The sequence below is a fragment of the Psychrobacter sp. Marseille-P5312 genome (assembly GCF_900291405.1).
In the GTDB taxonomy this organism is placed as follows: domain Bacteria; phylum Pseudomonadota; class Gammaproteobacteria; order Pseudomonadales; family Moraxellaceae; genus Psychrobacter; species Psychrobacter celer.
The window spans coordinates 2,624,855-2,647,850 of sequence record NZ_OLML01000001.1 but is presented as its reverse complement, the minus strand read 5'-3'; the positions used below and the strand labels follow the sequence as shown (position 1 = coordinate 2,647,850).

At 47.3% G+C, this 22,996-nt stretch carries 16 protein-coding genes; 7 read left to right on the top strand and 9 right to left on the bottom strand.

What is annotated here, in order from left to right:
• Nucleotides 1-125: 125 nt before the first annotated feature.
• Nucleotides 126-4,991 carry an NAD-glutamate dehydrogenase gene (locus C6W44_RS11410; RefSeq protein WP_105245747.1) on the bottom strand — a complete coding sequence of 1,622 codons (4,866 nt, stop codon included), beginning with the start codon at nt 4,989-4,991 and terminating at the stop codon, nt 126-128.
• A 440-nt stretch (nt 4,992-5,431) separates the two neighbouring features.
• On the opposite strand from C6W44_RS11410, the gene purD reads away from it, so the two are divergent.
• Nucleotides 5,432-6,769: a phosphoribosylamine--glycine ligase gene (gene purD / locus C6W44_RS11405; protein ID WP_105246664.1), complete on the top strand. Its 1,338-nt coding sequence runs from the start codon at nt 5,432-5,434 to the stop codon at nt 6,767-6,769.
• Nucleotides 6,770-7,055: 286 nt separating this feature from the next.
• Complete coding sequence (locus tag C6W44_RS11400; RefSeq protein ID WP_105245745.1) at nt 7,056-8,450, top strand: ABC1 kinase family protein; 1,395 nt, start codon at nt 7,056-7,058, stop codon at nt 8,448-8,450.
• Nucleotides 8,451-8,612: 162 nt separating this feature from the next.
• Here C6W44_RS11400 and C6W44_RS11395 read toward each other — a convergent pair whose 3' ends face one another.
• Nucleotides 8,613-9,290, bottom strand: coding sequence for a DUF938 domain-containing protein (locus C6W44_RS11395; protein ID WP_105245743.1), 678 nt, complete (start codon nt 9,288-9,290; stop codon nt 8,613-8,615).
• A gap of 356 nt (nt 9,291-9,646) precedes the next feature.
• On the opposite strand from C6W44_RS11395, the gene C6W44_RS11390 reads away from it, so the two are divergent.
• Both C6W44_RS11390 and C6W44_RS11385 read left to right on the top strand, forming a co-directional pair.
• Nucleotides 9,647-9,862: a DNA gyrase inhibitor YacG gene (locus C6W44_RS11390; protein ID WP_105245741.1), complete on the top strand. Its 216-nt coding sequence runs from the start codon at nt 9,647-9,649 to the stop codon at nt 9,860-9,862.
• A 42-nt stretch (nt 9,863-9,904) separates the two neighbouring features.
• Complete coding sequence (locus C6W44_RS11385; protein WP_105245739.1) at nt 9,905-11,086, top strand: aspartate aminotransferase family protein; 1,182 nt, start codon at nt 9,905-9,907, stop codon at nt 11,084-11,086.
• 313 nt (nt 11,087-11,399) lie between these two features.
• Here the strand turns inward: C6W44_RS11385 and C6W44_RS11380 are convergent, their stop codons facing one another.
• From C6W44_RS11380 to C6W44_RS11355, 6 genes are all read right to left on the bottom strand, one after another.
• Nucleotides 11,400-12,299 carry a LysR family transcriptional regulator gene (locus C6W44_RS11380; protein WP_105245737.1) on the bottom strand — a complete coding sequence of 300 codons (900 nt, stop codon included), beginning with the start codon at nt 12,297-12,299 and terminating at the stop codon, nt 11,400-11,402.
• Nucleotides 12,300-12,533: 234 nt separating this feature from the next.
• On the bottom strand, nt 12,534-14,585 hold the full coding sequence (gene dnaX, locus C6W44_RS11375; RefSeq protein ID WP_105245735.1) for a DNA polymerase III subunit gamma/tau: 2,052 nt from the start codon (nt 14,583-14,585) through the stop codon (nt 12,534-12,536).
• 69 nt (nt 14,586-14,654) lie between these two features.
• The gene (locus C6W44_RS11370) at nt 14,655-15,914 is read right to left on the bottom strand and encodes a hypothetical protein (protein WP_105245733.1); all 1,260 of its coding nucleotides are present in this window, start codon (nt 15,912-15,914) and stop codon (nt 14,655-14,657) included.
• Between the two features lie 183 nt (nt 15,915-16,097).
• Nucleotides 16,098-17,636, bottom strand: a complete 1,539-nt coding sequence (gene lysS / locus C6W44_RS11365; RefSeq protein ID WP_105245731.1) for a lysine--tRNA ligase — start codon at nt 17,634-17,636, stop codon at nt 16,098-16,100.
• A 113-nt stretch (nt 17,637-17,749) separates the two neighbouring features.
• Complete coding sequence (prfA, locus tag C6W44_RS11360) at nt 17,750-18,841, bottom strand: peptide chain release factor 1 (protein ID WP_105245729.1); 1,092 nt, start codon at nt 18,839-18,841, stop codon at nt 17,750-17,752.
• A gap of 267 nt (nt 18,842-19,108) precedes the next feature.
• The gene (locus tag C6W44_RS11355) at nt 19,109-20,254 is read right to left on the bottom strand and encodes a beta-ketoacyl-ACP synthase III (protein ID WP_105245727.1); all 1,146 of its coding nucleotides are present in this window, start codon (nt 20,252-20,254) and stop codon (nt 19,109-19,111) included.
• Nucleotides 20,255-20,540: 286 nt separating this feature from the next.
• On the opposite strand from C6W44_RS11355, the gene pnuC reads away from it, so the two are divergent.
• On the top strand, nt 20,541-21,284 hold the full coding sequence (pnuC, locus tag C6W44_RS11350; RefSeq protein WP_105245725.1) for a nicotinamide riboside transporter PnuC: 744 nt from the start codon (nt 20,541-20,543) through the stop codon (nt 21,282-21,284).
• Nucleotides 21,235-21,834, top strand: a complete 600-nt coding sequence (locus tag C6W44_RS11345; RefSeq protein ID WP_105245723.1) for an AAA family ATPase — start codon at nt 21,235-21,237, stop codon at nt 21,832-21,834. The genes pnuC and C6W44_RS11345 overlap by 50 nt, the downstream gene beginning before the upstream one ends.
• A gap of 43 nt (nt 21,835-21,877) precedes the next feature.
• Here the strand turns inward: C6W44_RS11345 and C6W44_RS11340 are convergent, their stop codons facing one another.
• Entirely contained in the window at nt 21,878-22,561 is a 684-nt protein-coding gene (locus tag C6W44_RS11340) for a DUF421 domain-containing protein (protein ID WP_105245721.1), read from the bottom strand.
• 76 nt (nt 22,562-22,637) lie between these two features.
• Here C6W44_RS11340 and C6W44_RS11335 point away from each other — a divergent pair, with 76 nt between their 5' ends.
• Entirely contained in the window at nt 22,638-22,898 is a 261-nt protein-coding gene (locus C6W44_RS11335) for a hypothetical protein (RefSeq protein WP_105245719.1), read from the top strand.
• The last annotated feature ends 98 nt before the right edge of the window (nt 22,899-22,996 follow it).

Here is a 22,996-nt window from a genome sequence, read left to right as displayed (position 1 = left end):
CATTGATCTTGAGTGAACTCAACTAAGTTCAACCAATAAAAAGCCACCGCTGATTATCAGCGGTGGCTTTTAAAAGAATGCTAAAGGATAGCAGCGACTGCTGTGTCCATCCTTTACCAAATTGCCTATTTTGTCACCAAACTACTCAACTCGCTCATCAGCACGGACAATGTCGATAAACCAATCTCACCATCGATGGCGTCAAGCTTATCCATTTCAGCCTCAGTCGCTGCCAATTGATCTAGATGACGCGAGCGCCATTCACTAAAAGCTTGCTTGGCATCTGGTTTTGAGAGTATCGCGTCCATCAGCATACGCAAGCTGCGTGACAGCTCATTGACTAACGCATGACGCGCGCGGCGATCCCAATAGTCTTGCTGTGGTAAGGTGGCGATATTATCCATCATCCAATCGAGCTGCAAGACATGATACGCCTCAAAGTACAATGTGGCGATTTCATCGACAGGGCGATCATATTGCTCAGCGAGCAATGCTGCATCTAGCGCATCCACGTGATATGGCAACATCGCAAACATCGTCGCATCATTTTCGGCCAAATCTTCTTGCATCAAGCTTGTGGCATCTTCTTGCAAATACTCGGCAAATTGCTGCTCAATAAACCCGCCAGATTTGGTCAGTTTTTCCACACTGTCGCTAAAGCGGCCAATCATATCAGCGACTTGTAAGTCCTGACCAAAGGCATTGATAAACCAGACCACGCCATGCTCTAATGCATCACGCAGACGCAGCTCTAGATTTAATAGCAACGTGGCGTCCACTTGATTGTCTAACACTTCAAGCGTTTTCCATGCTTTGGAGATATTAAAGACATCACGGCTGATGGCGTAACCGCGCACGATGGTTGCCAGTGACTGCCCCGTCTCTTCATACAGGCGGAACAGCGCCTCGATACCCAACCGGTTGACCACACTGTTGGTCAGGTAGGTGCTGATGATCTCACGGTGCAAGCGGTGCTGGGTCATCTCATCAAAGAAACGCGTCGCCAGCTCATCAGGGAAGTATTTGCGTAGCTCATTGATAAAATATGGCTCATCTGGCAAATCAGACAATAGCAGGTTGTCATATACCCACATTTTTCCATACGCTAAGACGACTGCCAGCTCAGGATTGGTAAGGCCTACCCCAGCTCTTTGGCGTTTAACAATCTCTTCATCCGATGGTAAATACTCAATAGCGCGGTCCAAACGACCTTCGCCCTCTAGCATTTGAATAAACCGCTGATGATCACTTAAGTTGGCGGCTGCACGGATATGACTGAGCTCAATCGCCTGTGGCTGTAGGTAGTTTTGGCGCAGTACCAGCTCGGCCACGGTATCCGTCATGGACTCTAGCAGCTCATTACGCTGCTTTAAGGTCATATCACCTTGCTCAACGACTTTGCCAAGCAATATTTTGATATTGACTTCATGGTCTGAGCAGTTGACCCCGCCTGAGTTGTCGATCGCATCGGTATAGATGCGCCCGCCCGTCTGTGCGTACTCGATACGCCCTTGCTGGGTAAAGCCTAAGTTGCCGCCCTCACCGACGACCGCCGTGCGCAGTTCACCACCATTGACCCGAACAGCATCATTGGCGCGGTCGCCGACATCGGCGTGCGTCTCGTTTTCACTTTTGACATAGGTACCGATACCGCCGTTCCAGATTAAATCGACAGGCGACTTTAGTAATGCGCTGATCAGCTCATTGGGTGCCAAGCTATCTTCGCTGATATCAAACAGCGCTTTCATCTCAGCACTGATAGGGATGCTCTTATCGGTACGCGAAAACACGCCGCCACCTTGGCTAATAAGCGATTTGTCATAATCATCCCACGTCGAGCGCGGCATCTCAAACAAGCGCTCACGCTCTGCAAACGACGTCGCAGTGTCTGGGTTGGGGTCGATAAAGATATGCAAATGGTTAAAGGCGGCGACCAGCTTGGTATGAGTGGATCTGAGCATGCCGTTACCGAATACATCACCGCTCATATCACCGATACCGACCACAGTAAAGTCATCGCGGTTTTGGATATCCATGCCGCGCATACGGAAGTGACGCTTGACCGACTCCCAGCCGCCGCGGGCGGTGATACCCATGGCTTTGTGATCATACCCAACCGAGCCACCAGAGGCAAAGGCATCATCGAGCCAAAAGTTATACTCGCTTGCTAAGCTGTTTGCAATATCAGAAAAACTTGCTGTGCCTTTGTCAGCGGCGACGACCAAGTACGGATCATCTTCGTCATGACGCACGGTGTTGGCTGGCGGGACGATCTGTCCATCGACGATATTGTCAGTGACATCAAGCATACCGCGCAGGAATGTCTGATAGCAGGCAATCCCTTCTGCTTGGAAGACATCACGGCCATCAGCCATGGTTTTGGTTTTGACGATAAAACCACCTTTGGAGCCGACAGGAACGATCACCGCGTTTTTGACCATCTGCGCTTTGACCAAGCCGAGTACTTCGGTACGAAAATCTTCCATACGATCTGACCAGCGCAGACCGCCGCGTGCCACTTTACCGCCGCGCAGATGCACCGCTTCTACGCGCGGCGAATAGACAAATATTTCAAACATGGGCTTGGGTTTGGGCAGATTGGGGATATCGGCTGCCAAAAACTTAAACGACAAGCGATCTTTACGCTGACTCTCGCTATCGGTTTGATAAAAGTTGGTACGTACCATGGCTTTGATGAGATCCAAATACCAACGCAAAATACGGTCTTCATCGAGGCTATCGACATCTGCCAGCGCTGATAAGATCTGCTCTTCGATTTCAGCGGTTTTTTTAGTACGATTCTCATCATCATGCTTGGGGTTCATGCGCGCATCAAACAGGCTACTGAGTGCCACACTGATATCACTGTTTTTGACCACCGTTTGCTGAATATAGGTACTAGAGAACGGCGCACGAGCTTGTACCATATAGCGTGATAAGGCGCGCAGCACCACCACATCAAAGGTATCTAGCTTGGTCGTGAGCACCAGCTCATTAAACGAGTCACTCTCGACCAGCCCTGCCCAAATCTGCTTAAGGCTGTCCTCAAACTGACCACGCACCACTTGCATATTGACCGCATCCACGTGTTCGAGCATAAGCTCATACTCTTGCATCCAGATGGGCTGCTCTGGCAAGTCAAATTCATATGTCTGCGCCGATATCACCGACACCCCAAAGTTCTCAAGGATAGGCAATACTTTTGATAAGATAACTGGCTGCTCGCGGCCGTAGAGCTTTAAGTGTAGCTGATTACTAGCGTCGCCTGTCGATTGGTATAGGTGCCAAATCATCGGCTGCTCATCACTCAAGCCCGCCAAGCGTTTGATGTCCTCCACACCAGTGCGCGCATCAAAACGCTCTTGATACGCAGCTGGGATATGACTCATAAAACGGCGGTTTAAGGCATTGGCCTGCTGCTCGCCGACATTATCTAGCAGCATTTTTTGGTAATTATCGCTCCAAGATTGCATCAGCGCTGAGAGCTTGTCTTCAAGCGCGGCGGTATTGACCTCTTTTACTTGACCTGGCACGGTGCGCACATGGACGTGTACGCGGGCATGGGCCGATTCGTTGAATTCCGTGGTAAAGCCAGATGATGTGCCGCCATAAGCTTCTTTTAATACGTTTTGCACCTTGATACGCAGCTCAGTGTTGAACTTATCGCGCGGGATATAGACCAAACAGGAGACAAAGCGCTGATAATGATCGACGCGGCTAAATAAACGCAGGCTTTTTTTGTCTTGTAGCTGACTGATGCCAGAGACGATAGGATAGAGCTCTTCTACGCTGGCTTGAAACAGATCATCGCGAGGCAAAGTGTTGATGACATGCATCATTTTGTGATGGGCGTGACCATCGCGCGGTAGATCCGCCATTGCCATGATTTTATTGGCTTTTTCGCGCAGTAGCGGTATTTGCTGCACAGTAAGCTGATAGGCTTGTGAGGTCAGTAGCCCAATAAAGCGATATTCACCGACCAGCTTGCCGCTGTCATCGAACTTATGAATACCCAAAAAGTCCATATAAACAGGGCGATGTACAGGCGAGACTCGGCTTGATTTGGACAGCATCAAGACGCGCGGCTCGGTCAGTAGCTGCTTTAGGACAGTGGGCAGTTGGCTAAAGCTTTCTGATAGCTTGTCTTCCTCCGCGCCGCGCAGTAGCCCAAGGCCACTATTGCCGATCGCAAACAAATCTAAGTCCGCAGGCTTATCATGAGAATTGATGTTGTCCTTATTATCGACGCTATCTACCTCGATGGCTTGCCCGCCCTCCAGACGATACTCGCGGTAGCCCAAAAAGATAAAATGATCGTCCAATATCCATTCTAAAAACGCCTGAATCTCTTGCTGAGAATAAAACACCTCCGGCAAGGGCTTGCAAGCCAGCTCATTTTTGACTTCCATCAATTGCGCACGCATTTGTTTCCAGTCGCCAACGACTGTATCGAGTGTGTCGATTTTATTTAGTAGCATTTGCTGGAGGGCGGCCAAGTCTTCACTGTCCTGATAGGCGATTTCGCAATGAATCATCGATAGGTGCGAGGTGGCGCTTTCATGCGCGTTATGAATGTGAGTGAGATTACCCTCAGCGTCGCGCTCAACATTGATAATGATGTTGTACGTGCGATGAACATCGATACCTTCGGACTCTAGACTCATCAAAATCGTATCGACCAAAAACGGGCGATCATAGGCGACGATTTGAATGACGGTATGTGAGCTATGAAAATGCTGCTCTTCGGCCTTTGGGTTGAGCACCGACAATTGCGGCTTGCTGCCATCATAAGCCTTGAGCAAAGTAAAGTGATGAAGTGCCATGCCAGCTAAGTCAGCATTGCTGATATCCTTCGCCGTCTCTTGATGGAGCGGCTGATAATAGCTATGAATAAAGCGATCGAATGACGATTTATCCTTTTGTACATAACTGGTGGCGATATCGCTTATCTGGCTGATTCGCTCTTCGGCGATATTCAGAGAGTTTGGCATGTCCTTTGTCCTTTTTTATATATTTAACATACTGATATTTATTTTAGTTTATTAATCTGTGCTATTTTGCTGTCCATAACGCTATCGTTTTTTATATCTGATTTGTGTGGATTTTCTCTTTTTGATGTATCTGTTAAAAGACATATAGCCGGTCAGACTTAACACCGTTAATCTATGGCAGTTTAACGCACCTCAGGCATCAGCTAAAGCGTACAACATCATTTCATGAATCAGCGCGATGTCGATAACCTTTACTAATGAAACAGTCAGTGGTTTTGGACTCAGATGGTGCAATATAGGCTGGCGGGCGGATACTCATGGCAATCGCTGCGCTTTTTTTGTTAGAATACGGCAGTATATTTAACAGTGCGTCAATGATTCACATTTCTTGCTGAATACGGCGAATACTAAAGGTAATAATACTAAGGGCAAAATGTATGATGAATATTTTGGTGATTGGTTCAGGTGGCCGCGAGCATGCGCTGGCATGGCAATGTGCAAAAGACGACACTGTCAAAAATGTCTATATCGCACCAGGTAATGCAGGTACTGCTCTAGAGCCTAAATGCCAAAATGTCATATTAAATGACACCGATGGCGAGCACAGCGGTGTGATTGAGTTTTGTCAAGCCAACGCCATCGATATGGTCATCGTTGGGCCCGAGGCACCGCTGGTCTCAGGCATCGTCGATGCTTGCCGCGATGCTGGTATCAAAGCGTGGGGGCCGACGGCATATTGCGCGCAGCTAGAAGGCTCAAAAACCTTTGCCAAAGAATTTATGGCGCAAAACAACATCCCAACTGCCGCTTATCAAGGCTTTACCGATGCCGCTGCTGCCAAAGCTTATATCGATGAGCAAGGCGCGCCGATTGTCATCAAAGCAGACGGTCTGGCCGCAGGCAAAGGCGTTATCGTAGCAGAGACGATCGAACAAGCCTACGAAGCCATCGATGATATGCTGGCAGGCAACAAGTTTGGCGATGCTGGCAGCCGCGTGGTCATTGAGCAGTTTTTGCAGGGCGAAGAAGCCAGCTTTATTTGTATGATTGATGGTGACAACATCTTGCCTATGGCGACTAGCCAAGATCACAAACGCGCCTATGAAGGTGACACAGGCCTCAACACTGGTGGCATGGGCGCATATTCTCCTGCCCCCGTCGTCACCCAAGCGGTGCATGATAAAGTGATGGCAAAAGTGATTCAGCCTGTGGTTGATGCCATGAAAGCTGCAGGTCATCCTTATACCGGATTTTTATATGCAGGTCTGATGATTGATAAATCAGGCGACCCTTATGTTATCGAGTTCAACTGCCGTTTTGGTGATCCAGAAACTCAGCCAATCTTGATGCGCTTGCAGTCATCAATGGTCGACTTGGTCGCGCAAGGGCTGGCAGGTCAGCTGCCGAGTGCTGCCAAATGGGACGCGCGCCCTGCCCTTGGTATCGTCATTGCCTCTAAAGGCTATCCTGAAAGCTCATCGAAAGGCGATGTCATTGCAGGCTTGCCAAAGCTTGATACCGACAATGCCAACTCAGTCAAAGTCTTCCATGCTGGCACCGCGTTTTCTGACGCAGAGGTGCAAGATCAAAACGCCAATCATCAAAAAGAAGTCGTGACCAACGGTGGCCGCGTCCTATGCGTGACTGCCTTGGCAGATAGCATTTCGGACGCGCAACAAGCGGCGTTGGCAGTGACTGGTGCGATTAGTTTTGATGGGGCGCAGTATCGCCGTGATATTGGTCATCATGCTATCGCTCGCGAAAACAGCCGCTCATAAAATGGTGATAAATACGGGCCAACTTTAGCCTACCCTATTTACTGTTTTGGCTTATTATCGTAACTCTGATCAGATCTAGTGTCATGCTAGATCTGATTTTCTTTATGTTGCATCTGTGATGACTAGCTTCATGCACTGAGCTTACAAAGTAACTGCTATCAGAGCGCATCGCTTCATCAACCCAAGGCGGTTTCTATGATACAATTTTGTACCGACCATCGCATGTCCCTTGTATTGTAGGTTTTATGCCCACAAATCAATAGCAACCGGATGAATGATTATATTTATGGCACACGATACGTCTAAACCCTCTAGTACCAAGCACTCTATCGATAACCTAAAAACCTCAGGGTTTGAGCGACGGATGTCGATTGCCAAAACCTCCTTAAATATTGGGCGTCGTTGGGCGGGCAACAGCGTGTCTGGTATGTTTTTAAATAAAGAAGCACGCACCGCACGCAACCAAGCCTTTATGGAGACACAAGCAAACTATCTTGCTACCGAGCTTGGCAAACTAAAAGGCTCCGTGGTCAAAATCGGTCAGATGCTCGCAATATATGGTGAGCACATACTGCCTCCCGAGATTACGCGTGCGCTGCAAACGCTCAATGATGATACCGCCACGCTATCATGGCCAACGATTGAGCAAACGCTTCATACATTGTTGGGCGATAAAATAAGCGAGCTGACGATTGATCCCACCCCTATCGGTACAGCGTCTTTGGCTCAAGTACATCGTGCCACCGTTATTGCCACAGGTGAGCAAGTCGTGCTAAAAGTCCAGTATCCAGGTGTCGCCGATGCCATCAACTCAGACTTGGCTTTGTTTAAACAGTTATTAAAGGTTAGTAACATCGTGCCGCAAACGCGAGCGCTTGATGCTTGGTTTGAGGAGATACGCGACCTACTCCATCATGAGGTAGATTACGAAGCAGAAGCGGCCACGACAGAGCGTTTTTATGAGCGTCTAAAAGATGATACACGTTATATCGTACCCAAAATCAATCGCACGTATTCTAAAAAACGTCTGCTGTGCATGTCCTATGAGCCAGGTATCACAGTGGTTTCTACATCGCTGCAACAGTTGTCGCATCAGCGCCGTAACGCCATTGGTCAAGCCGCTATCGAAATTATGATGAAAGAGGTTTTTGTTTGGGGCGAGATGCAGACAGATCCTAACTTTGGCAACTATCTGGTACGCGTCAGTGAAAACGAAGACGATATCGACAAATTGGTGTTATTAGATTTTGGCGCGATACGTCAGTTTGACAACCATCTTTTGACCATCGCCCATGGTTTACTAAAAGCTGGCTATCACCATGATCATCAGGCTATGATGCGAGCCATGACAGGTTATGACTTCTTTGATAGTATGAGTCAAAAGGTCAAATCTGATATTGCTGCCCTATTCTTATTGGCCACCGAACCCTTTAGCAATCCTGCGACTAACCCTGATATTCCAGCGGAATGTCTAGATGCTGACAACCGCTATATCTGGGCAAATAGTAAGCTGCATTCTCGCCTCTCATCAAAGGCTAGCCGTGCTATGCAGTCTTTTGAATTTAATTTACCGCCAAAAGAGTTTATGTTTATCAGTCGTAAGTTTATTGGTGCCTATACATTTTTGACAGTATTAGATGCTTATACTGATTCTGATAAATTGGTAAAGCCTTATTTATAATTTTAGCGATTTTTTGCTTAAGTTTATGCGTTATTTTTTGACCGCCTTCTTTTAGAGGCGGTTTTATTTTGTTTAATTTTTTTTGCTTAGGCTATTTTATATAGTTTATTTAGCCTTGTAGGTTTATGCAAGCTTTGCTCTCTATTTTTACTTAGGCTATTCTTAACTTTTATGAGTACTTAGATTCGCTTGCCATTGATCAAATCTGGTATTGTAGCCGGCAGGTTTACGCATACAGAGCTCCCAGCATATCTCACCGCGTGCCAGATACTTCACTTCGAAGTGGGTACGCTGGCTATCTTGTGGTACCTTGTAGCGCTCATTGGGTAAGCACCATACTTTCGTCGCCTGCTGCTCAGCATTATCCATATAGCTCTCAATATTGGTGGCCAATATGATCTCTCCACCTACCTGCAAACGTGATAATAAAAACTCAAAAAACGGCATGTTTAACCACTGCTGATTGGGGTTATGCTGCTCAGGATTGGGGTACAGAATAAAGATCTTAGCGATACTATTCGGCTCTATCGCATGGACAATCCAGGCGATCGCATCAGCATGTATCGCATCTAGGTTCGGCAGCGCTTGGCGCTCGGCCAGTTTTGCAAAAGCATCGAATTTGTTGCGCGTACGCTCAATGGCAATCAAGTGCTGGTCTGGGTGCTCGGCGGCAAAGCTGAGCGCATGCTTGCCCTTCCCCGCTCCAATCTCTAAGAGTAAGGGCACAGGGGTTGTCGTTTGTTGTATGATTGGAGGAATACAAAAGCTGCGCGGTGCTGAGAGCTTGTTTGGTTGAAAGGCACGCTGCTGTCGATGCGTAAGCTCGATATGTTCGGTCATCTACTATCCTTAAAGCATTTGTCTTTTGCCATTATTCGGCCACATGCTATTATATAGTCAATCCGCGGCAATAGTAATATAACGCTGGCAAGTCATGCTTCCCACCTCCCTGTTTTGGGAATGTCTTCTTATCAAAAAATCGATAGAACTGAGATAGATAACCATCAAACAAATAGCACTGATACCTTCATGCTATTTGGTCTGGCAAATATTTAGACGTTTTTTACTATTTGTTGTTTACTCGGCAGACTGAGGGCGCATGTTGGTAGCATTAGATTGGCCTCAATCAGCTGATGACTGATCCATACGCTTGCCAAGCTGATAATCATAAATTTAAGGATGCATGTATACCGACTATGACCCAATCAACCTCCAACCCAGCCAATTCAAGTAATCCAAGTGCGCCTCCCAAGACTTATCCTTGCCCCCGCTGCGGCACGCAGACCGCTTGGCAAGACAATAAGTACAAGCCATTTTGTAGCAGTCGATGCAAACTGATCGACCTAGGCGCTTGGGCAAACGAAGAATACACCTTACCTGCAGAAACCACGCCTTTTTCTGACGAACTCTAACACTTGCTTTTTTACTCACTTATCATCTTAAGGATGTTTACTATGTCTGCAACTTACCTGATGCCCACTTATAACCGTCAACCAATCAGCTTTACTCGTGGTTCAGGCAGTTGGCTGTATACCAAAGACGATACCCCGTATTTAGATGCGCTAACGGGCATTGCCGTTTGTGGCCTAGGGCACTGCCATCCACAAGTGACAGACGCCATTCAGCAGCAAGCCGCGACTTTGGTTCATACCAGCAACTTATTTGGTATCGATTGGCAAGAGCGCGCTGGAGAAGCGCTATGCACCGCCGCGCAGATGGACAGTGTGTTTTTTGCCAATAGCGGTGCTGAAGCAAACGAAGCCGCTTTAAAGCTTGCACGCTTATACGCCAACCAGCAAGGTTTTGCCCGTCCAAAAGTCATCGTCATGGAACAGTCGTTTCATGGCCGCACATTACTATCGTTGTCAGCCACCGCCAACCCAAAAGCTCGCGAAGGATTTTACACTTTAGATGAGGATTTTATCCGTGTGCCCTTCGGCGATATTGAAGCCATCAAACAAGCCGCGCAAAAACACGATGAGATTTGCGCTATCTTGGTAGAGCCTATTCAAGGAGAAGGTGGTCTAAATACCGCCGCAAATGGCTTTGGTTATTTAGAAGCACTACAGGCTGAATGTGACGCTCACAACTGGCTGTTTATGCTCGATGAAGTACAAACCGGTAATGGCCGTACTGGCAAATACTTCGCTTATCAGCACAGCAATGCCCGCCCTGATGTTTTGACAACGGCAAAAGGCTTGGGAAATGGCTTTCCTGTAGGTGCTTGTATGGTACGTGGCCGTGCCAATGGGCTGTTTGGCGCGGGCAGCCATGGCTCAACTTATGGCGGTACGCCGCTGGCAAGTCGTGTGGTGCATAGTGTTTATGATGTACTCGCCAATACTGACATCATGAATAATGCCGTCACCGAAGGGCAATTCATCCGTGAGACTCTAGTCGATGCACTAGGACAGTATGGCGTCAGTGCGCGCGGCGCAGGTATGATGATCGGTGTCGTGTTACCTGAGGACATGGACTGTACTCAGCTGGTGGATCGTGCACGCGATGAGCAAAAGCTTATCATCAACGTCACCGGTGGCCACGTGATACGCTTATTGCCGCCACTAAACATGAGACGTGATGAGAGTGCACAGGTCGCTGATCGTTTGATTGAGCTATTAAAGACCTCATGGTAAAGCGATAAAACACGGTCTCAGACCAGCAGTGATTATTGATTACTAGGGCGTGTCCTCAATTCAATCGATAGCCATCTAAATGGGCTAAATCTGGCCAAACGGTGTCAAATAGCTGACTAATATCTCGATATTAACTGCTCTATTTTCCTTGTTTGACGGCGATTTATCTCATTTTTATCGGCATTTTTAAAATGAGGACACACTCTAAAGTAATTGACTGTGACATGTAAAAAAGAGCCTATAGATAATCGAAACCTATAGACTCTTTTTTATGCTAAAGCCATCATCGCACTGATGATGCATCGCGCTTTATTTAGTTGGCATGAAAATACTTCTTTAATACTTCAAGGCAACGGGTTATTTTTGCAGGCTGCTGTTCGCGATTTAAAGTAACGGCATATAGCACAAAGCTTGGCAGCTGATAACCGGTCAACACCTCTACCAACTCGCCGCTCTCTAGCTCTTTTTTAACATCCATCTCCAGCATTCGCACCAGACCGTGGCCTTCTTTGGCCAATGTCGTCGCCATAAAGACGTTATTGGTATAGATACGAGAGTTCATTTTTATGCGGGTTTTTTTGCCCGTTTCTGTCTGAACCAGATCAATTTGATTGGCGTCTTTCATGATTTCGATACAGATCAGCTGGTGATCATTGAGGTCTTTTGGGCTTTGTATTTTGGCATGCTGACGCAAATACTGCGGTGAGGCAACCAACAACTGGCGTACATCAGTCAATGGATGGCTACTCAGGCTCGAGTCATTGATGGTTGGACTCATACGAACCGCAATATCAATGCGCTCGTCGATCATGTCGATATAATGGTTGTCTGCCAAATAAGTAATGCTCAAGTCATCGTGGGCGGCCATCCACGTCGAGAGCGCCGGCAAAATATGATTGACGCCCAGCTCAGGGGTGGTCGCCACTCGCAAGCTACCAGCAAGCTCATCTCGCAATTGATTGACTTTGATGCGCCCTTGCTCGGCCGCGCTGACCACATCTTTTGCCGCTTCATAAAAACTCTCGCCTGCCTCCGTTAAGCTAAGCTTTCGAGTAGATCGGTGCAATAACACCACACCCAGCTCGTTTTCTAATGAGCGGATTTGCTGACTGACTGCACTGGTTGTAATACCAAGCTCACGGGCTGAGCCACTAAAGGAGCCATGTTCAACCACACTGGCGAACACAGCCATACCGCGTAAATTATCCAACATATTCTCACCTAACCTGCATTTGGTTTTTTAATATAACTTAACTATTATAACGAATTTTAATGTGCCTTACAGTGATTAAATACCATCCTTTTTTATCTAAAATGACGCATCACCCTTAATAAAAACAAAAATATCAAGGCGATAGCAATCATCACCTTGATATTTTTGGATAGCAATTGTGTTTAGTAGCCATATAGACTGTTAATCGATTTTAATATAAAAAAATTTGACTGTTTAGTATAGCTGAACCTTACCCATTTTACCTTCGCCGCGCTCGAGTAGGTACTGCATCACAGGGGTGTTAAGCAATTTGGTTTCTGCCAGTGACTTTGCTTGCATCATACGCTTTTGTTGACGGCGCTCTGGGGTTTTGTCTTCAGACTGAATGACACTGCTGTCGATTTTTAGGTCGATCTCGGCTTGCTCAAACTGCTGCTGCAGTTTTGCCGCTAAGTGTTGAAAGGTGGCTTGTAAATGGCGGCTGTCCACACTGGTCACAAAGGTCGATTTGCCATTACACAGCCCAGTCATCATGCCCTGACGCGCCAATGCTAGCTCGTCTTGCGCCAAGCTCTCAGCCTCGCGAGCGGTCTGTAGCCAATAATCCCATTTGTCTGGCGTCCACTCGCCAGTCAGCTCCTGTGGTGGACAACGCAATAACGTGCGAGGATCATCCGCCGTCATAGTCAATTGAGAATTATTTCCGTCAGGCTCTGCAATTGGTTCAGGCTCTGCAATTGGTTCAGGCTCTGCAATTGGTTCAGGCTCTGCAATTGGTTCAGGCTCTGCAATTGGTTCAGGCTCTGCAATTGGTTCAGGCTCTACAATTGGTTCAGGCTCTACAATTGGTTCAGGCTCTGCAATCGGTTCAGGCTCTGCAATTGGTTCAGGCTCTGCAATTGGTTCAGGCTCTGCAATTGGTTCAGGCTCTGCAATTGGTTCAGGCTCTGCAATTGGTTCAGGCTCTACAATTGGTTCAGGCTCTGCAATCGGTTCAGGCTCTGCAATCGGTTCAGGATCATAAGCAGCTGACGGCAATTGCTGATTAAGATCATGTTGATAATCTACATCGTCATCTGGTAGCGGTACTGCTGAAACATTATACTCAGCCGTAGAAGCTGTCGGTGAATCTTTCACCTCACTAGGCGGCTGCGGCAGCGTAGGAGGGGTTTCTGTCAGTACCTCATCAGCTGCGAGCGGACGAAACGCCAGTAGACGCAGTAGACACATCTCAAGCGCCTGCATGGGCGTACTGGCAAGCTTGACCCCTTCACGCGCTTGCACAACGATTTCATAATACAGCTGCAGCACATCAGGGCTGATATGCTGCGCTAGGGTATGAATATTTTGCGCTTGTACTTCATTAACGTTGAGCGCCACTTGAGGCAACAACTGTGTCAAAGCCAATTGATGCAACAGCTCAGCGAGCCCATCAAACATGCTGGTTGCATCGACCATCTGCGTGCGCATCTGCTCAATGTGGGCGGCGACAGCAGGCTTATCATGGTTATAGATATCGGTGATAAGACGAACCAAGTCAGCTGAATCAATTAACCCAAGCATGGCATTAACAGTCGCATCGTCAAGCCCACCTTGACCAAAAGCGATGGCCTGATCGGTCAGTGACAAAGCATCGCGCACCGAGCCTTTGGCAGCACTGGCCAATTGCCAAAGTGCAGGCTGGGTATAAGCCACATCTTCTTTGGTCAAGATATTTGCTAAATGCTCACTAAGTAGCGTCTGCGGCAAGGGACGCAGTACAAACTGCAAGCAGCGTGAGATGATAGTGATCGGTAGTTTTTGTGGATCAGTGGTCGCCAGCAAAAACTTGACGTGCTCGGGCGGCTCTTCTAGTGTTTTTAATAAGGCATTAAAACTATGGGTCGATAGCATGTGCACTTCATCAATCAAGTACACTTTGTAGCGCCCTTGGCTTGGCGCATAAGGCACATTGTCCAATAGCTCACGGGTGTCTTCGACTTTGGTACGAGAGGCCGCATCAATCTCAATCAGGTCAATAAAACGTCCCTGATCGATGGACACACAGTTATCACACACACCGCAAGGCGTGCTCGTCACACCCGTCTCGCAGTTCAAACATTTTGATAAGATACGCGCAATCGTCGTCTTACCCACCCCGCGCGTCCCTGTAAACAGATAGGCGTGATGCAGACGATTATAATCTATCGCATTAATCAATGCTTGCGAGACGTGCGTTTGTCCAATCAACTCATGAAAGTTTTTTGGGCGATATTTGCGAGCTAAAACTTGATATTGCTGCGTCATAATAAATGCCAATTTGAATAATACAAAGATAAATAGCGCATCCGCCCAGCGATCAACAGCCCGCCTGATTTATAACTGGGCTTTTAGCTGTGCCAGCTGCTGGTATAAGCGCTTAGTGTTTGCATCGATGAGCGCACCACTTTGATAAAACGCATCCAAATGTACCTCAGTGTTTACGCTGTCCTCGCAGGGTCTAAACTCGACACCGATCAAAAACAAATCTTCCATCACAGGCGCTTGCATTTGTGCATTGAGCTCCGCCAACAGATCTTGATGTACACCGCGCACCTGCTCGGCGCTTAGCGAACCATGAGGATCTTGGGCATAAAACACCATCAGATAATGACGACCAAACGTCCTATAAGAGTGCTCGTGGCGGACATAGCCATTCCAGCGTGAGTCTTGATCCATGGTTCTATAAGCGAGGATTTTTTCTATCAAACACGCATAAGTATACATCGATTCATCAACTAATGTATCGACCTGTGCTTTTGGTAGCGGGCGCTGCGCCTCATAAGCATCTTTGATCAGATCATTAAACAGCTTATACCACATGCCTGTGTTTTTTTGGATCTCTGCCATTAGAGCCGCCGCAAAAGCCATCTGCCCAGGCTCTGTGGCCTTAAGTAAGCGCGGCTCAATCTGGTCAATCAGCTCATACTTGACCAATTGCTCTTGTACAGCGACGGCTCTTTGATGAAAATCTGGCGACTGCAAAAACTCCGCCAGCAGCGTTGACTCATCTTGAAAGGATTCAAAACTCGTCAACTGACGACGATGAAAGTCTAAAAAGGCGGTCAAATCACTTGGCGTCACCAGTTGCCGCAAGATATCGATAAAGTTTTGATAACTAAAAACCTGCAGGACGCTTTGCTCATCATCCAAATCTAGCACGCAGTCTTCAGCAAAAAACTGACTGCCATACTCATAGCCAATAGCATAAGTCTGTGCCTCTGCACGGTCAGCATGGTGCTGGACTGCAAGCGACGTCAGACCGATGAAGTACACTTCTTTATCCCTCTGCACATCGCTATTTGTCAGAGATTTATCGTTTTTTTGATAAAGCGCTGCATGACGCTTGATCAGCTGATTGACGACTTCTTTTCGCCATTCGCGAACTTGGCTGCTATCAATGTCATGCTGACTTGCTTGCCTCATGACATCATTGACCAGCAGATAAATACGCGCGTCAGAGAACTCGAAGACAAAATCATACCCCTGAAACTGATCAGAGGTAGGTGAGTCATCGTTTGCAGTTTCATACAGCGACAAAAAGCTTTGCTGAACCATCTGTCGCCAAATTGAAGAGGCAGCTTGCTGAGTATCCATAATATCCCTATAAATGTGCGCTCTAAAATTCTGAGCCTATTCCTCAAAAGTAGAAAAACTTACAAAAGCAGAAAAACCTGCTTATGTTTAGTTTAGTCTCAGCACAGATTGATGGCAAGCAAAGCCCTTTTCGCTTGTTTTTTGGCCGCTAAGCGCACAGCATATATTAAGCTTTCTAGCTTTCTAGCTTTCTAGCTTGCGACGCATGTGCGGAAACAAGATCACATCACGAATACTCGCCGAATCTGTAAACAGCATCACCAAACGGTCGATACCGATACCCTCACCGGCAGTCGGTGGCAAACCATAAGACAAGGCTTCGATGTATTCTTCATCGAAATGCATGGCTTCGTCGTCGCCTGCGTCTTTTTCGGCGACCTGACCGTGAAAACGCTCTGCTTGGTCTGCTGGGTCGTTAAGCTCACTAAAGCCATTGGCCAATTCGCGGCCACCGATGAACAGCTCAAAGCGATCGGTGATTTCTGGATTGTCATCGCTGCGGCGCGCCAGCGGTGAAGTCTCAGCTGGGTACTCAGTGATAAAGGTTGGCTGGCGCAGCTGATGCTCGGCCGTTTCTTCAAAGATAATGGTTTGTAGTTTACCCACACCAAACACGTCTTTTACTGGTTGCTTGAGCGTTGTTGATACATACTCTGCCAGATAGTCACGATCATTGATGCGTGACATGTCGAAGTTTTCGGCGTATTTGGCAATCGCATCAGACATAGACAGACGCACAAATGGCGCTTTTAGGCTGATGGCTTCTCCTTGATAAGTAAGCTCTGTGGTACCCAAGATATCCATTGCCAATTCGTTAAATAAACGCTCGGTCAAATCCATCAAATCATGATAATCAGCATAGGCTTGATAAAACTCAATCATGGTGAATTCAGGGTTATGACGGGTCGATACCCCTTCATTACGGAAGCTGCGGTTGATCTCAAACACTTTCTCAAAACCACCGACCACTAAGCGCTTTAGATAAAGCTCAGGAGCAATGCGTAAATATAACGGCATATCTAGCGCGTTATGATGGGTCACAAATGGACGCGCCACTGCGCCACCTGGAATGGGATGCATCATCGGCGTTTCTACTTCCATAAAACGCTCACCCAGCATAAACTTGCGAATACCACTGATCACTTGACTGCGAACCATAAAGGTATCGCGTGTGGTCTCATTGGTCATTAAGTCAAGATGGCGATTGCGATAGCGGGCCTCTACATCGGCGAGGCCATGGAATTTGTTTGGCATCGGGCGTAGTGACTTGGTCAATAACGTGAACTCTTCGATATGAACGTATAAGTCGCCTTTACCCGAGCGTCCGATATAGCCTGACACCCCAACGATATCACCCAAATCCAATGATTTGATGGTGGCAAGTGTTTCTGGATCCAACTCTTTACGAGCGACATATAGCTGAATACGACCCGTCATATCTTGAATGACAATAAACGCGCCGCGGTTCAACATGACGCGTCCTGCCACGTTGACCTGAGTTTTTTCGCCTTTTGCGACGTTGTCTTCGATTTCTTGTTTTGAGATACCTTCAAAGGCGGTTTGCAAATCTTTGGCGTAATCTGTGCGTTTAAAGGTGTTTGGATACGCCGGCTTGCCCGACTCTGTGATAGCGTCTAGCTTGGCTTGCAGTTGGGCAATCAGCTCATTGGATTCTTCTAATGTGGGCGCTTGCTCTTGGTTTTGATTATTGTGCTTTGACATAATACTTCTCAAAATGATTAGGTAATGAAATAAAAAACATAAAAATAATAGTAGAGCAGCTAAGAATACTGCCCGTTTAGATGGTACTTATCAATCTTTGCGACGCGCCGCTATTAATCGCCGCCACCGATACTGGCCATCAAGTCTGCTTGGTGCTCACGCAGTAGCGCATCAAGCAGCTCATCTAAATCGCCTTCCATGATTGAATCGAGCTTATAGAGAGTTAGGTTGATGCGGTGGTCGGTCATACGCCCTTGCGGGAAGTTATAGGTGCGGATACGCTCACTACGATCGCCGCTACCGACGAGGTCACGACGCATCTCATCTGCGGTATCGACCTGCGCTTGTACTTTGGCCTGCTGAATGCGTGATATCAGCATTTGCATCGCTTTTGCGCGGTTTTTGTGCTGGCTACGCTCTTGCTGACACTCTGCCACCACGCCTGTCGGTATGTGCGTCAAGCGCACCGCTGAGTCGGTGGTGTTGACGTGCTGACCACCTGCGCCACTTGAGCGATACGTATCCATCTTGATATCAGCAGGATTGAGCTCTACTGTATCATCAATCTCAACTTCTGGCATGACAGCCACCGTACACGCGGAGGTGTGGACACGGCCTTGACTTTCTGTTTCTGGTACACGCTGGACACGATGCGCGCCTGACTCAAACTTTAGGCGTCCATAGACGCCGGTGCCTGAGACACGGGTGATGATTTCTTTGTAGCCGCCGTGTTCGCCCTCATTTGCCGATAGCACCTCAACAGTCCAGCCTTGGTTTTGTGCATACTTTTGGTACATACGGAACAAGTCACCAGAGAAAATCGCCGCTTCATCGCCGCCCGTCCCAGCGCGAATCTCCAAAAACGCTGGTACCTTATCATTCGGGTCTTTGGGCAGCATCATGACGTTGAGCGCTTCTTCCATCTCAGCGATGGTTTCACGAGCACTGTCGATCTCATCGATCAGCATCTCTTTCATGTCAGGATCAGTGGCGTCAGCCAGCATCGCCTCAGCATCTGCTTGATCGGTTTCTGCACGCCCATAGTTCTGCCATAACGTGGTGATGTCCATCAAGTCACTATGCTCAACAGACAGCTCACGAAATTTATTATTGTCACTGATGACACTAGGATCGGATAATAAGGCGGTGACCTCTTCATAACGGTCTACCATCTGGTCTAAACGCAGGCGTAAGGATTCTTTCATAAAAGGACTTTTAATCAAATGAGGGGAATAAGAGAGTGATTATAGCAAATTTTTCCGTTTAAATTAAAACCTGTCAGCAATCTGCCTATTATACTCATAAATTACCGCCTGTGCGGCCGAGCAGAAGTGATAGAAATCAATAGCTTGATACCATATCCTACTGACATAAAAAAATAGCCAAGATTGCTCTTAGCTATTTGTTGTTGTCGGTAGTGAACAACAGGTAACGGTAACTATTAGCCGCCGTGCTAGCGGTATCGCTGTCGTTTATACCTTGCGCACCAGCACCGAGCCGATCGAGTAACCTGCGCCAAATGAGCAAATCACACCCAAATCACCTGATGCCAGCTTGTCTTTGTAGCGATGGAAGACAATCATCGGACTGGCTGAGCTGGTATTGGCAAACTCATCGATGACGCTTGGCACGATGGCTTTGTCCGCATCTCGCCCCACGACCGTGCGCAAGATAAGATCTAGCATATTGGCATTTGCTTGGTGCAGCCACATCATCTTAATGTCGCTTGCTTGTAGCTCGTTGTCATGCAGGTGCTCAGTGATAATCTCTGATACCTTTGGACAGACCTCACGGAACACTTTGCGACCGTTTTGTAAAAACAGCTTATCCGTGACCGGCTCTTTGATATCAGGATACATCTCAGTCTGCGCCGCCAAAAACTCGGAGCGATCCATAAAACCGTATTCGTTTTTGATGTTGGTTGAAAACTGAGTAAACAGTTTTGAGTTGATAATCTCATAACCTTTAGGCGTCTCTAGCTCTTCGACGATAGAAGCCGTCGCCACATCACCAAAGATAAAATGACTATCACGGTTGCGCCAGTTTAAATGCGCTGAGGTAATCTCGACGTTGACCACAGCTACGCGTTTGGCCAGACCTGAGATGATAGAGCCGTGGGCTTGCGATAACCCAAACGTCGCGGCACTACAAGCAACGTTCATATCATAAGCAAAACCGCCTACCATGCCGATTTCGTTCTGAATCTCAATGGCGACTGCCGGATACGTACGTTGAAAGTTTGAACAAGCAAGAATGATACCGTCCAAGTCGTTAGCCTCCAGCCCTGCATCCGCTAAAGCGTCTTTTAGTGCGGCGGCGCCCATCTCAGCCATGACTGATAGCTCTTCGCCAAGCTTACGATAAGGGATAACGGGCGCCATGATCTCAGGGTCAAGGATGCCATCTTTTTCCATGACATAGCGTGATTTGATGCCAGATACTTTTTCGATAAATGCAGCTGATGAAGGCTGCAGTGCGGTCACAGTCTCTGCTGCGATCTCGTCGGCATGCTCGTTGTTGTAGTTTTCGACATACTGGTTAAATGAAGCCACCAGCTCTTCATTGCTGATGCTATAAGGAGGAACGTATAGGCCGGTGCCCGTGATACAAGTCGTCATAATAAGCTTCCTTGTCTACTGCGGTAGTGCTTGGATAAGCGTAAAAGTGAAAAATAAGGATGTTTTGCTTTCGGTGAATAACTGTAAACTTAAAATCAGAGTCTTTATTATGCCTGAATATTATTATTTTTCTAATACTTTGTTACAAATAATGCATTTGTGACGAAAAATAAGCAAAGACGGCCTTTATTTGTGGGCATCTACGCTATAATTACAAGGCTCAGGGCATGATATGCGACTATTGAGCGCTCGCAAACAGTCAAAGCGTTTATATTTAGGAATACTAATGGTAGAGATTTTTAACTGGTTGTTTGGACAATACGCTGACTACTCCGCTCTATTCATCGCTTTAGAGCTGATTGCGGTGGTATTTGGCGTAGCCAGCGTCATGCTTGCCAGCAAAACCAACATCCTTGTTTTCCCCATCGGCCTGATTAGCACCGCCATATTTGTCTACCTCCTATGGAAGTGGCAGCTGTTTGGCGATATGTTTATCAATGCTTATTATACCGTAATGAGCTTATACGGCTGGATTAATTGGTCAAAAAACAAAGCAAACAACACCGTTTCAGACCATATCAACCCTACCAGCCAGCAAGACCGCGCGCTCAAGGAGGCTGAGAGCGCCATCCAAGTGGAGCGGCTAAGCACAAAAGACTTGCCCATACTAGCGAGTCTGGCCGCGGCCACCATGGCCTTTGTGGCACTGGTGTATTACTTCCGCCCCGTGATAAACAATGGCTTTAGCTTTGAGGGTACCGTGCTGGGACTGCAGTTATTTACGTGGGTCGACTACACCGACATGCTAACCACGGCGCTGTTTTTGATGGCGATGTGGCTGATGGCACGACGCAAAATTGAGCACTGGCTATTGTGGATCGTCGCCGATGCCATCTCCGTACCGCTATACTTTTATAAAGGTCTCACCTTTACTGCACTACAATACGTAGTCTTCACTCTGATCGCAATCTGGGCTTATTATGAATGGCAACAACGCTATCGCAAACAACCTCAAACAGCATACGCCTAAATCCGTCATCAATGTCGCAGTATTGGGCGCTGAAAGCACTGGCAAGACCACGTTGTGCCGAGATCTGGCGGCGCATTTTGCCAGTCCTTGGGTACCAGAGTATATGCGCACTTACCTACAAGCCAAATGGGATAACGAGCAGCTGACCTGTACGTGGGAGGATTTATTGCCTATCGCGCAAGGTCAGATTGAGTTAGAAAACAAACGCGCAATGCAAGCGGCACAGCTACCTGCTGGCCAGCGTTATGTATTCTGTGATACCAGCTTATTTGAGCTGATGGTTTACTCAAACTGGTACTATGGCGACTGTCCTCTTGCCCTGACTCAGGCGGCACTGGCGCATCATTATGACCTGATACTACTGACTGAGGTCGATACGCCGTGGGTCGCCGATGACTTGCGTGATGCGCCGCATGAGCGCGACGAGATTAGCTGCTACTTTGTAGATCAGCTTAGTATTCATCACAAGTCATTTAGACGTATTGGTGGTGATAGGCAGACTCGTGTTATGCAGGTAGCAGAGTGGTTAAACAGTTTTGATTGTGTGTAAGTTTTGCTTAGGCTATTTTAATAAAAACAATGACTGGTATGGCTTATCTGACAATCTGGCTATTGAGCGCTTTTGCCCAGTTTTTGCAGTTATTCTGACAGCGCGAGCATACTTGATTAGGGCTTGTGATATGCTCAATATAACCGCAGTACATGCAAGCATAATGCACGCCTGACTCTACCTGCTCCACTGGCTGATACTGCTTAGGAAAAAGCGGCATACCGTAGCCTGTTTGCTCAGGTGGGTATAATAAGACGCTAAAATTGCCATCGGTTTCTAGCAGGCCGGTACGCACTTGCCCTAGATGCTCCACACCCTGCTGACGCATCTCAGCAAAAAACTCATCGTGCGACATCTTGCCTTTTTTGATTTTGTCGAGCACCAGCATCCCATCTTCTACGATATACAGCGATTTTCCTTCTAGCAAATTTTCAAACGGCTGAAACCTCATCATCGCCCACGTACACAAGCGATACAGCAAGATGACGGTACTCATAATCAGCACCGCTTGGATGATCGGTAAATCCTCAGTAAACATCGGGTCGCCAGCGATAGAGCCTAATGACAAAATGATAGTCAGCTCAAATATAGATAACTGACGGACGCCGCGCTTACCCGTAAAGCGCAAGAACGTAATAATCAGTACAAACATCACAGCCACACGTACCAATATCTCTAGGGCAAATGCCCACGTGGTATCATAAATAAAAATACTCGCCCAATCCATAAATGGTTCCTTGTTGTTATTTTTAATAACGCTCTATTTTATGCAAAACTTGCGTCAATCACTATAGGAATTATTTTTGAAATCCACCTTCTATACCATAGTCGCGTTAATTGCATTTGCCGCAAACTCTTTATTTTGTAGGATGGCGCTCAGGCGCGCTGATTTTGTTTTCGGCAGTACAGCTGACGATCTACGTGATAGTCCTTTCGAGCGCAAGGCTATTAGTGCACGGTTTGAGGATGAGCTTAATGACTATCACAAAGGGTTTCGGCGTATCGGTGGCGATAGAATGTCGCGAGTACGGCAAGTAGCAGTATGGTTGCAAGAATTAAGCTAATCTTGCTTAGGCTATTTATCAAAGATAGTCATTGAAATAACGTCAAAACCTGCCAATACCAATGCCTCCATTCATTTTCATAATTTTTCCATCTTTCT